At 39.7% G+C, this 12,805-nt stretch carries 12 protein-coding genes; 5 read left to right on the top strand and 7 right to left on the bottom strand.

Annotated elements, in window-relative coordinates:
- Positions 1-113: 113 nt before the first annotated feature.
- From pepV to FFM62_RS10140, 5 genes are all read right to left on the bottom strand, one after another.
- Complete coding sequence (gene pepV, locus FFM62_RS07655) at positions 114-1,517, bottom strand: dipeptidase PepV (protein ID WP_115471441.1); 1,404 nt, start codon at positions 1,515-1,517, stop codon at positions 114-116.
- Between the two features lie 73 nt (positions 1,518-1,590).
- Entirely contained in the window at positions 1,591-2,925 is a 1,335-nt protein-coding gene (locus tag FFM62_RS07660; RefSeq protein WP_115471440.1) for an APC family permease, read from the bottom strand.
- Between the two features lie 267 nt (positions 2,926-3,192).
- Positions 3,193-4,620, bottom strand: a complete 1,428-nt coding sequence (gene gnd / locus FFM62_RS07665) for an NADP-dependent phosphogluconate dehydrogenase (RefSeq protein WP_115471439.1) — start codon at positions 4,618-4,620, stop codon at positions 3,193-3,195.
- Positions 4,621-4,719: 99 nt separating this feature from the next.
- Positions 4,720-5,034 (bottom strand): DUF7671 family protein, encoded by a 315-nt coding sequence (locus tag FFM62_RS07670; RefSeq protein WP_115471438.1) that lies wholly within the window; start codon positions 5,032-5,034, stop codon positions 4,720-4,722.
- A 120-nt stretch (positions 5,035-5,154) separates the two neighbouring features.
- On the bottom strand, positions 5,155-5,292 hold the full coding sequence (locus FFM62_RS10140) for a hypothetical protein (RefSeq protein ID WP_165845925.1): 138 nt from the start codon (positions 5,290-5,292) through the stop codon (positions 5,155-5,157).
- A 165-nt stretch (positions 5,293-5,457) separates the two neighbouring features.
- On the opposite strand from FFM62_RS10140, the gene FFM62_RS07675 reads away from it, so the two are divergent.
- Positions 5,458-5,853 (top strand): pyridoxamine 5'-phosphate oxidase family protein, encoded by a 396-nt coding sequence (locus tag FFM62_RS07675; RefSeq protein WP_115471437.1) that lies wholly within the window; start codon positions 5,458-5,460, stop codon positions 5,851-5,853.
- 172 nt (positions 5,854-6,025) lie between these two features.
- On the top strand, positions 6,026-6,934 hold the full coding sequence (locus FFM62_RS07680; protein ID WP_115471436.1) for a magnesium transporter CorA family protein: 909 nt from the start codon (positions 6,026-6,028) through the stop codon (positions 6,932-6,934).
- A gap of 256 nt (positions 6,935-7,190) precedes the next feature.
- Here the strand turns inward: FFM62_RS07680 and FFM62_RS07685 are convergent, their stop codons facing one another.
- Positions 7,191-8,390, bottom strand: coding sequence for a homoserine dehydrogenase (locus tag FFM62_RS07685; RefSeq protein WP_115471435.1), 1,200 nt, complete (start codon positions 8,388-8,390; stop codon positions 7,191-7,193).
- A gap of 102 nt (positions 8,391-8,492) precedes the next feature.
- Between FFM62_RS07685 and thrC the strand changes: the two genes are divergently transcribed.
- Genes thrC through FFM62_RS07700 form a run of 3 tightly spaced genes read left to right on the top strand, consistent with a single transcriptional unit; the run spans position 8,493 to position 11,290 of the window.
- Complete coding sequence (thrC, locus tag FFM62_RS07690; RefSeq protein WP_115471434.1) at positions 8,493-10,001, top strand: threonine synthase; 1,509 nt, start codon at positions 8,493-8,495, stop codon at positions 9,999-10,001.
- Positions 9,973-10,878 (top strand): homoserine kinase, encoded by a 906-nt coding sequence (gene thrB, locus FFM62_RS07695; RefSeq protein WP_115471433.1) that lies wholly within the window; start codon positions 9,973-9,975, stop codon positions 10,876-10,878. The genes thrC and thrB overlap by 29 nt, the downstream gene beginning before the upstream one ends.
- The gene (locus FFM62_RS07700) at positions 10,856-11,290 is read left to right on the top strand and encodes an ACT domain-containing protein (protein WP_115471432.1); all 435 of its coding nucleotides are present in this window, start codon (positions 10,856-10,858) and stop codon (positions 11,288-11,290) included. Before thrB ends, FFM62_RS07700 begins: the two co-directional genes overlap by 23 nt.
- Before the next feature lie 149 nt (positions 11,291-11,439).
- Here the strand turns inward: FFM62_RS07700 and FFM62_RS07705 are convergent, their stop codons facing one another.
- Positions 11,440-12,705 (bottom strand): aminoacyltransferase, encoded by a 1,266-nt coding sequence (locus FFM62_RS07705; RefSeq protein WP_115471431.1) that lies wholly within the window; start codon positions 12,703-12,705, stop codon positions 11,440-11,442.
- Between the last annotated feature and the right edge of the window lie 100 nt (positions 12,706-12,805).

Here is a 12,805-nt window from a genome sequence, read left to right on the forward strand (position 1 = left end):
TTTACATTGTCATTAATATGAAAATGTACGTGCAAGAAAAAAGCGTTTTGAATTCAGTATGTCGCGTCCATTACGTGACAACCGGCTCAAAACGCCATTTATCAAATTATTTTTTACTGACACAAACGCCAAATTGACTCTGCAAAAATCGCCATCGATCGCGTTAAATTAGCCACTGGCGTAAATTCATTGGCTTGATGGCTAGTTACCTGCACATCAGGAAATTGACCACCGAAGGCAACGCCTCTTTTCAATAACCGCGCATATGAACCACCATTAGATGTCCGTGGTGGTAAGTATTGACCGGTTTGTGCCGCATAAACCTCAGACAAGGTGCTTACTAATTCATCATCAGTTGCGACCAAGTGCGGTGGCATACCAGCTTGAACATTAGTGACCTCAGCCGCTAATTCGCCCATATGTCGCTGGACCTGGGTAATAATTGCTTGCAGATTAACCCCTTGTGGATAACGGAAATTAAGCAATATACTTCCCTGACCACGATGACTGTAACGCATCACACCAATATTCAACGTTAAAGCACCCATCTCTTGATCACGATAAGCTAATCCCAGGTTCTTAGCATAAATATCTTGGTGAATGGTTGTCCCCAAGAAGTTCAAAAATGCTTGCGCATCGCCACCAAACGGATATTGTTCCAAAAAATGAGCCAAATATGTACCGGCATTTTTACCATCAGCTGGGTACGCCCCATGAGCTTGCACACCAAATAATGTTAACCGAACCGTCTCATTAACTTGTTGTACATTTCCTTCTAAGAAAGGATATTGTTCCAAAAAATCAGCGAAGTCGGCCGCAATCAACATCCCCTGTGGCACGTTAATTCTAGCTTTCGCTTCCCCAGGCACAACATTTGCCCGATTACCTGATATAAATCGTTCCAAAATATAGGGACCTTCGGAAATACTTGGAAAACGTAGTTGTACGGTTTGAAAGGCTTTCTCACCATTGACGACCGCAAAAGCCCCGTCCGGTGAAAAGCCCATTGTTGGTTCACCCTCTTGTGCTAGATAACGTGGCATATCCCGCCACCCGTTTTCTTCATCAGTACCAATAATCAAACGTACTTTGCGCTTCAAAATGCGACCTTGATCAGCAAGCATCTTCAATGCATAATATGCTGACATCAAATCGGCCTTCATATCTGCAGCACCACGCCCAAAATATAAACCATCTAAAACTTCTGGGTTGAATGGCTGACGGAGCCAACCATCACCTGCTGGAACCACATCAATATGCGTTAAAATTCCCAACGACTCTGGCGCATCGGCTGGTCCAAATTCAATCCATGTCACCATATTATCAACTCGTCCATAACGAAAACCGTCTCGATTAGCTAATTCCTCCATTTTGGATAACGCACGAATCATATCAATCCCAAAAGGTGTTTGTGTTGTTTGCGTTTTTGGATCCAATACAGACGGAATTCGAACAATTTGATTTAAATCATTAATCAAAGCTGCCTCATACTGCTTTGCTTGTCTTACCCACGTCATATCGCACTACCTCTAATCAAAATCTAATAGAGCCAGTGTACCGCGTTTTATAGAGAGTGACAATATACTGATATTACGGTTGTTCGCGTTTATGATGGTAATAGTAAAAAACAGGTAATCCAATCAGTACTAAGGCAATTGAAATGACCGCTCCTGAAAAATCATTCATAATAGTTGAACCAATCACAAATAATGCGCCAATAATTGCCACCAATGGTGTCGCTGGGAACAATGGTGTTTTAAATAAGGTTGCTGGATCAACATCTTTATCTAGTTTTTTGTGACGTAAAATAAAGACACCAAAGAAGGCTGCCGTGTAAAAAATCCAAATAGTAAAGATTGCAATATCTGATAAACGATCCACGCCATTAGTGTACAAAACTGCTAAAGTAATCGTCATTAACGAGACCGTCAAAATCGCATTAGTTGGCTCTTGCGTTTTAGGTGTTAATTTAGATAAATATTTTGGGAATAAACCATCCAGTGCCATGGCATAAGCCATTCTTGGAAAGGAAATCATTTTACCATTGAGCGTACCAAGCATAGAAATAATAATCGTGATGCTTAATGCACGGCCACCAAAGTCACCAAAAGCTGTGCGGACCACCGCAAATGTCGCATTATTTTGTAAGGCCACAATTTGGTCAGATGGTAAAGCATGATACACCCCAAAGGAAACGCCGACGTAAGCAACCACAATTAAACTCACTCCGCCAACAATCGACCGAGGTAAATCACGGCGTGGATTCTTCAATTCACCAGCGATATTCGCTAGTAAAATCCAACCATCATAGGCAAACAAAGTTGCTAAAATCGCCATACCAAATCCGCCACCATGAGAAACAGTGTCTGAAACAGTTTGGCCTAATGCGTTGACCTTCCCAAAGAAAAGACCATAAATAATTAAAATGGCAATTGGAATTAATTTGATTGATGTTGTAATCACTTGAAAACTAGCAGCCACTCGATTTTCAAAGAGGTTAATACCGGCAATAAAAGCAACATAGAGTACGGCAATCCAAGTTGCCGTACTTGTGGGTAACCCAAGAAAATTAGCCGTCAAAAAGGCTGCATAGCCGGCAATTGATGCAATCACGGCTGGTGCATAAATGACTACCTGCATCCAACCAGTCAAAAAACCAGCAACTGGGCCATATAATGACTCGATATAACTATACAAGCCGCCAGTCTTGGGTAAACGAGCACCAATTTCCGCAATCGTTAAGCCTGCCGCCAAAGTAATAATACCGCCAGTTAACCAAGCCAATAATCCTAAAGTTGACGAACCAGCTGTTTGTAATACGCCGGCTTGTTTAAAGAAGATTCCTGAACCAATAACTGTTCCAACAACTAACGATAAGCCTGACCAAATACCCATTGATCGTTTTAATTCAACTTGCTGTGGCATAACTATTCTCCTAATTAAAAAAATCAACAAAAAAGCAGTCAACCAATTTAGTAATTGGTTGACTGCTTCGTAAATTCTCACAGTTTAAGCGTTACAAAAACGCCCAATCACTAATTGTGTTGAGTTCAAACGATTATTATTATTGTTATTAATAAAATCAAACATTTGATGGTCTCTCCTCAATTAATGTACGTTTTTCTTTTTCGCTAGACAAATATTAGCATGTTTTAAACTGCAAAACAACATCAATTATCATTGATTATTATTTTAGGCCTCGTCATACCATGAATAATGGTACATTTCACCGGCTGGCTTATCAACACGTTCATAAGTATGGGCACCGAAGTAATCACGCTGTGCTTGAATTAAGTTAGCTGGCAAAACTGCTGAACGATATGAATCATAATAAGCCACGGCCGCTGATAACGATGGCACTGGTACACCAGCCGCGGTTGCCAAAGCAATCACACGACGAGCAGATACTTGATATGACTCCGCAATCTGCTTAAAGTAAGGTGCTAGCAACAAGTTGTGTAATTCAGGCTTTTCATCATAAGCATCGGTAATGCGTTGCAAGAATTGCGCACGAATAATTGCTCCAGCACGCCACAATTGGGCTAATTCACCAAATGGCAACGACCAATCATAATGGTCTGATGCCATGCGTAATTGGTCAAATCCTTGGGCATATGACATCACCTTACCAAAGTAAAGCGCCTTACGGATATCTTCAGTGGTAGCCACAATGTCACCGTCAAACTCATACTCTGGTCCGGCTAGCACATCAGCAGCAGCCACACGATCAGTCTTTAATGCTGAAATATAACGGGCATAAACTGATTCCGTTATCAATGATTGTGGTGCGCCAACTTCCAAAGCTGATTGTGATGACCACTTACCAGTCCCTTTGTTACCAGCACGATCTAAGATCATATCAACCATTGGCTTACCAGATCCCAAATCGTCATTACGTGTCAAAATATCGGCGGTAATTTCAATCAAATACGAATCTAGCTCACCCTTATTCCAGTCCGCAAACGTCGTAGCCAAATCATCTTGATCCAGCTTCAAGACACGCTTTAAGATGTCATAAGATTCGGCGATAAGTTGCATATCACCATATTCAATCCCGTTATGCACCATTTTGACATAGTGACCGGCACCATTTGGACCAATATATGTCACGGTTGGCTTACCATCTTTCGGTGCCTTAGCGGCAATTTCTTGCAAGACTGGTTCAACCAAATCGTACGCTTCACGTTGACCTCCAGGCATCATTGATGGTCCCTGCAGTGCACCTAGTTCACCACCAGAAACTCCCATACCAATGAAGTTGATTCCTGACTTCTCTAATTTATTAGAACGACGAATGGTATCCTCAAAGAAAGTATTACCACCATCAATAAGGATATCCCCCTTATCTAAGTATGGTAGCAATTCCTCAATGACCGCATCCGTTCCAGCACCAGCCTTTACCATCAATAAAATTCGGCGTGGCTTTTCTATCGATGCCACAAATTCTTTAATTGAATAGCTAGGTACAAATCCTGAATCAGGATGCTTCTCAACCAAGTCATCCGTACGTCCAGATGTACGATTATATAACGCCACTTTGTAACCGCGTGAAGCAACATTTAATGCTAAGTTACGACCCATAACGGCAAGTCCAACGACTCCAAACTCTGCTGTTGTCATATTTATTATTTTCCCCCTATAATTGACAAAAAAACATTCTGTAGCTAATAGTGTAACGCGAGAATCTTAAAAAAGCATTACTTTAATCTAGCAACCAATTTAGTCATGATAGATTGTTAATAGTTGCGTTTTCACTTCCTCAGACACTGAGGTTGTTAAAAAGCGGGCCATCGGTGTAACATCATGTCGATTTTTAAACGTCAATGGCTTAATTGCAACTAACATCACAACCAAATTATTTTCCGTCAAAAATAATTGGCCGGGTTCTTGCAACTTTCCTTTGGTATGTTTACCGATGCGCCAACTATGAAATGCATTCATATCTAGTTGTGTTTCTTTTGGTTCATATTGACCACTATTAGTTTGCGTCATTACCACGCCAACTAATTCCGCTGTTGGATATTTACTTGCCATGCCAACCTCCATCTATGTATTGCGTAGTACTTTCATTATAACAATTTGGCTTATTTCTATAAAAAAAAGACTAACGTATATCTACGTTAGTCTTATGGTTCTATCGCTAAATAGATCAAATTACTTTGATTCTAATTCAGCTTTACCCTTAGCCCATTGTTGAATGTTAACAACTTCAGCTTCGCGAACTTTCTTTGAATAGTCATGTGAAACTGGACGACGACGGGCCCATGTGTTATATGGTGATCTAGTTGCCATAATTATTTCCTCCAATTTTGTTATCGATAACTGTTAAAGTATACCGATTTTTATACCGTTAGTCAACTATCAGTATTTACATTCCACCAATTTAAGCCAATAAATTTGATTTTTTGAGCATATCCCCTTATAATTAGTAAGCAATAATTGAAAAGAGGACTTAACATGGCTGAATTAACCGAAGAAATGAAACAAATGCTTAACGAACAGTTACCCTTTTTAGCTACTGCCGATGAAAACGGTATGCCTAAGGTCGGTCCTAAGGGATCACTCCATGTTCTGGACGATACTCACTTAGCCTATTTCGAGCATACCTTCCGTCACGCATTCCATAACTTAACTGAGAATGGTCGTGCCGCTGTTGCCGTTGCCGATCGTTCTGCACAAAAAGGCTTTCGCTTTGAAGGCCAAGTGCATATTCATGAAGACGATGACCTAGCTAAGGAAAAACTACCGGATAGTCTATTTGAACGGTTTCCGCGTGCTGCTTTTGTCATCATTGATATTGAAAGTATTTTCAAATTAGATAACTCATTAGACGCTGGTACCCAAATCTCTTAAAATTCTAAAAAAATTAACAATAAATATTCAAGTCGTCAAACTACCAGTCAATTGGTAAGATTGACGGCTTTTTTATAATTTTTCAAAAAAAGCCATCACCAATTAATTATTTCGTTATACTGATAATAACAAAACATACATATACCTATGAAGAAAGTAGAGTCGATGATAGATGATAAAAGAACAGCAATTATTTTCTAAATGCACAGTATATCATGTTGATGAAATGACTCCTGACGATCGCGTCACCCTAGTTAATCAACATGGTATTCCGAATGAGTTGATCAACTATGCGATTGACCCTTATGAAAGCGCCCGTATGGAATTTGATGAAATCAATCACTATCATTTAATGATATTTGACATTGTGACCCCCATATCAAATCGAGCAACTACTGAACCTGTGGGTTTTCTCTACAAGACCGACCAGTCTACCTTGTATATATTTACCCGTAAAGAGACTGACTACGCCATTAATCAGTTGACCAAATTATCTCCAAAAACATTCACCCAACCGATTGATATCATCCTAAATCTGACAGAATCATTATCTAGCGAATTTATGAAATCAATCTTAACCATTAATCGTAAACGTTTATCTATTCAAAGCACGATTAAGTCAACAAAGCCAACCCAACCCGCAATCAATCAGCTAATGTCATTACAAACCGACTTGATTTACTTGATTAATTCGTTACAGACGGATAATGTGCTTCTGAAAACACTACAAACCCATGATCAACAGCAGTTAAATACCAAGCAGCTTGAGCGCATTGATGACGTTCAAGTTGAGTTGCAGCAGGCATTAGACACCGGAAAACTATCACAAGAAGTCACAAAAAGTGTCGCTAACGCCTTTGACAATGTGGCGAATGCCAACTTGAATTGGACAATGAAACTACTGACAGTGTCATCAATCGTCCTCACCGTACCCACGATTGTTTCGGGATTTTTCGGACAAAACGTTTCGCTCCCTTTCACCAATGAATCTGGCGGTTGGTTATATACTGTAGTTATTACAATCATTTTAATGGTGATCATTACAGTGATTCTATGGCGATTCGGATTTTTCAAAAAATAAACAGATAACATGCTGGTGCATAGAAAAGAGAGCGAGACAAAAGCCGCTTTGAAGCTGGTGTGTAATGTTGTTTTTGCCATTTTTGGCCGTAGCAAAGCGAAGGACGGGAATGATGTAAATGACATTACACTGAGGCTTCAGACTTTTGGAACGCGTTTAGGCTATAAAATTTACAGCCTTATAATTAATGCATTCTTAGCACAAAAGGGTTTGGGACAAATCAATTGTTCCAAACCCTTTTTGTGCTAAAAATAGATCAGTTATAGGCAACTTTCTGTACAGCGCTTTCATGAGATTCAGCAGGTAGATTAACCATCCAAGCACGCGGATCTTTTTCTTGAATATTTTTCATCAAACTATGCATCAAGCCAACTGGGATTTGATGAACTAGCACATAATCACCCACTTGATGCGCATCATAATTACTAAATAATTGCTGATAATTAATGGTTGATCGCAATAAATAGTCACTTTTCATTAGGTTCGCTTGAAATGTTAATTGTCGTTCAAAGCCACGTTTTAAATGATCTCGATGTTGCACAATATCTAAAATATCTTGAATAATAGCATTAGCAGTTGGTAACTGCCCCGCTCCTTGACCAATGAAATTTAAATCGCCGATTGTTTCACCATGCAGGCTAATCAAATTATAGTTTTCTCGCGTATTCGCTTCAAATGTATTCTTAGGATACAGTGTGGGCTCGACAACATAATCAAAAGCATCCCCTATTTGACGACTCTTACCCATTAATTTCACTGTATATCCCTGGCGAGCAAAGGCATTAATGTCTGCCGCTGTGATGTTTCGAATACCAAAGACTGGCAAATCCTGACTCGGTGACACAAAACAATCATAAGCAATATCGCAACTTATACATAGTTTATTGGCAATGTCCCAACCATCAACATCCGCACTTGGGTCAGCTTCAGCATAACCAAGCTCTTGTGCTTGACCAAGTACATCTGCAAATGCAGCCCCACTCTGAGCCATACGATCCAGAATAAAATTACTTGTGCCATTGAAAATGCCCTGGATGTGGTCAATATCATCAACCCGCACAGCACGTTCTATTTCTGAAATCCAAGGTGTACCACCACCCACACTTGATTCAAAATAAAAATGTACCTGATTTTCAGTAGCAACTTGCGTGAATTCTTCTAAATAACAAGCAATCACAGCCTTATTCGCCGTAATAACATGTTTATGATTTCGTAACGCCGCTAAAATATACTGATGTGCCGGCTCTAAACCGCCTAAAACCTCAACAACCACCTCAACCTCTGGATCATTAATAATTTCATCAAAACTTGCAGTTGATTCTGCCAATTGATCTTTTTGATTTTCTCTCACAAAAACATATTTTACGTGGAGATTTTCGGTTAGACGATGCACCTGATTAATCATGTTAAATACACCTGTCCCAACTGTACCAAATCCTAAAATTGCAATATTCAAACTAACCCACCTCCAAAAATATGTTTATTTTATATAAACACTTGTCTTTTTATGATGAACAAATTATCATGATAAATACTAAAAGGCAAGGAGTGATATCAAATGAAAAGAAGATTTGTTAGTACTAGAGGTCGCCAGCAACCAGTCTCAGCTAAAACGGCTGTGAAGCAAGGGTTGGCTATCGATCATGGATTATTCGTTGACCCCAACCTCGGTCAGGAAAAAATCAATTTAACTGAACTACTACCGTTAGATTATCAACAGCTTGCACAAAACATTTTGTATCTTTTGTTACCAGATTTTACGCCAACCGAGCTTACGCAAGCTGTTCACAACGCCTACTATCAAAATTTTGATACCACTAAAATTACCCCTTTACATACAATCAACGATTGCCACGTTTTAGAACTTTGGCACGGTCCAACCAGTGCCTTCAAGGATATTGGGTTACAACTCCTGCCTCATCTCATGCAGCTAGCCCTAGAGAAAAATGAACATAGTCTCGTATTAACTGCCACAAGCGGCGATACTGGCAAGGCAGCCTTAGAAGGTTTTAAAAATATCAATAACGTTGGCATTTCGGTTTTTTATCCAGAAGGTGGCGTGAGTGATATTCAAGAAAAACAAATGCTAACGACCGCTGGGGAAAATACTAGTGTTGCTGCTATCACTGGTAATTTTGATGACGCTCAACGTCACGTCAAAGAAATCTTTACCAATGAAACATTTAAAGAAACATTAGCCAATGATTTGCATCTCTCTAGTGCAAATTCCATCAATGTTGGTCGTTTAGCACCACAAGTCGTCTACTATTTTTCTGCCTATCAACAATTAGTTAAACAAGGAGAAATTGCCCAAGGTGATTTCGTTAACTTCACGGTTCCTACTGGTAATTTCGGCGACGTTTTGGCTGGTTATTACGCCAAGTTACTCGGTTTACCAATTAAAAAGCTTATTGTAGTAGCCAATGCTAATAATGTATTAACCGATTTCTTCAAAACTGGTATTTATGATCGACAGCGCCCCTTCTTACATACTGTTGCACCAAGTATGGATATCCAAGTATCAAGCAATTTAGAACGTTTGCTATATTACGAATCAGGATTAGATAGCGCTTATATTGACCAACTAATGAATCAACTAGAGACAAACGGACATTATCAAGTTTCAGATAAACTTTTACAAAATTTGCAACGAGACTTTGCCTGCGGATTCAGTAGTGATCACGATATTCAAATAGCAATCAAAGAGGTTTATGAAGAACAAGGCTATTTAATGGATCCACACACGGCTGCCGGCTATCATGTAATGCGTGATTACCAGAAACATGATCAAACGCCGATGATTTTATTAGCAACAGCCAGTCCTTATAAGTTTGTCGAAACAACCGCCCCTGCTATTTTGCCAGATGTTGATAAAACTTCTAATAGCTTCGATTTAATACAACGATTAGCAGATTATACCAATACACCTGTTCCAGACAACCTTGCCCGTCTGCACGATTTACCAATACGACACAAAAACATTTTGTCATCTGAAAAAATGCAGACATACGTTAAAAAACAAGCGGAGGTAATTTTTAATGTTCAAAATCAAAGTGCCTGCTACTAGCGCAAACCTCGGCGTTGGCTTCGATTGTATGGGGCTAGCAGTTTCCATGTATTCAGAATTCTATTTCGAAACCAGTGATCAACCCCTAGAAATCAACGGTTGTGACGTTGCCTATCAAAATAATCGTAACTTAGTCTACCAAGCATTTCTGAAAGGTTGTGAATTTCTCCGAGAGCCTATGCCTAATCTCAAAATAACGATTGCTAGTCAAGTGCCGGTTGCTCGCGGATTAGGCAGTTCTGCCGTTTGTATTGTCGCCGGTCTCAAAGCTGCCAGCATCTGGTTTGATAATGCTATTTCAACAACTAATCTGTTAAAACTAGCTGTTGAAATGGAAGGACACCCTGACAATGTGACCCCATCGATTTACGGCGGGTTATGTGTCTCGTTTTTAGATGATCAACAGCAACCCGTAGTTGCGCAATATTCGATTTCTGATAATCTAAAATTTGTCGCCCTTGTGCCAAACTATCCCATCAGCACACATGAGGCACGGCGTGTTTTGCCAACAACCATGAATTACGCAACTACGATTCATCAGGTCAGCCGTTGCACCATGATGACGCACGCATTAGAAACTGGGGATGCTGACTTGTTACAACGCACATGTCAGGATCTTATTCACGAACCTTATCGTGCGAAATTAATTCCAGAATATCAACAGGCCAAACAGCTTGCTGAAAGCGAATATGGTACGATGTATATTAGCGGTAGTGGCTCAACTTTGATGGCAATTATGCCTAACCAGCAAGCCGCTCATAGCCTAGTGGTTCACGCCCAAGCGTTGTTTCCACAATGGATAATTTCACCAGTTCAAATTGATAAAAACGGTGTACAAAGTGAGGTAATAAACCGTGGAGAAGTATTATATCGTTGACAGTTCAATCTTGCCGGATTCTTTTGGTAAAGTGATTGAAGCACGCCAGCTACTAGAAAAAGGCGTTGTTACACAAGTCAGTGAAGCGGTCAAAAAAGTCGGTATCAGTCGCGGAACATTCTACAAATACAAAGATTTAGTCTTTTTACCTGACGAAAATATCGGTCACCGTAAAGCAATTATCTCGTTCCTACTAGAAGATAAGAGTGGCTTATTAGCTCAGGTGCTACAAATAACTTCTGCATCTGGCGCAAGTGTGCTAACGATTAACCAAAACGTCCCTATTCACGATGTCGCCAGTATCGTTATTTCATTAGATATCAACCAAATGACCCAGACTTTAACGGCATTGATGCAGGAAATTCAAAAAATTTCTGGCGCAAGTAATGTCCATTTAGTAGCTATGGAGTAGACATTGAAAATTGTGAATGCAACAAAACTTATCACAGCTAAAAAGAGGTTGAGACTTTTTTGTCTCAACCTCTTTTGGACTTAACACATATTAATTATAATCCTGTGACTTTTATCGGATAAACGCATGCCAAAATACCTTTTGTTTCACTACCCACGGGCTAGGATTTTCTTTAAGAAGTGATAGATAGCATATTTTGGACCATTAATTGGACGAACAAACGAACCAACCTTTTCTTCTGCATGGCCAGAAAATCCTTGCTTAAATCCTAAGACACCATCGGAACCATCAAACACACCTGAAATACCATAAAAATTGTAATGTGGAATTTGGCGCTTCAATGCTTGTTCAAAGGCATATTCTTGGACAGCATATGGTCCGTAGAAGTTTTTATACTCATCATAAGTACCTGAGTACAAATAAATCATTTCATTAGCCGTGGCTAAGAACAATGCACCGGCAATAGTGACAATATCCTTACCAGCTCGCTCATGAGCCATCTTCGCTTGTGTAATCCGCTTTTCATGTTGCTTATGTTGATCAGCATACTCTGCACGTTGACGCTTTAACTTTTTATAGTTAGGTTTCTCAGCAATTCTTGCATCAAGATTTGCCACAACTTCGGCTAAATGATCACGTGCTTGTTGTTGGCCCTTGATGTATGCCGGAAAATTCATTTCTGCAAAAACAAAATAGGCATCATCCCCATACTCATCAAAAACTGTTTGATAAAAATCTAAGTCCTTATCATGATAGTTTAAGCGATTTGCTGTATCTTGTGTTAATGCTTTGAAATCAGGTAAGTCAGCCTTACTTAACCGTCGCACCTGGATACCAAATTGATCTGTCTTCTTCAGATAGTACTTACCATCTTTCGCTAATGATGATCGTAAAGCTTTTTTAGTATCTTGCGCTTCCAAAATTGGTTGTAGTGACTTTACATATTGCCATGAAGGTGAAGAATTGGTTGTCCATCCCTTAGTAGCTGGCGTATGCTCAAAACCAATTCGTGTCAAAGCATCAATAACTGTGTTCTCCGTATCACCAATTTGCTGGCCTTCATCATCAAAGCGACGATAGATTGCATTCGGCATGATTCGCAAAAACAAACCATGACGTTCTTTTGCAAATGCCATCACACCTTCAACAAAATCTTTTACCAAGTCTTGGTTACTAAAGTCAATTAGCATCCCACCATCAATTTGGAACAGATTACCCATTCGTACAGGAATCCATCCCAACACGGCGGCTGCGACTACTTGGTTATCTTCAACCAAGCCAACCAAGCTTGTTTGCCAGCCACGACGAGCCAATAAGCGCGCTTGTGCTGCTGTTTGCAAATAGCTACCAGCAGGGTGTGCTTGTGCAAATGACTCAAACTGTTCTTCTGTTAATTCTTTAAATGAACGTGTCATAGTTAACCCATTTCCTTATCTTATTTTCTATTACTTTGAATTATACGCTATCCATCTTAAATTTTGGAAAATAACTGAACAATATCGTTTTCCACACCCA

This window comes from Weissella thailandensis (assembly GCF_005405465.1).
Classification (GTDB): Bacteria; Bacillota; Bacilli; order Lactobacillales; family Lactobacillaceae; genus Weissella; species Weissella thailandensis.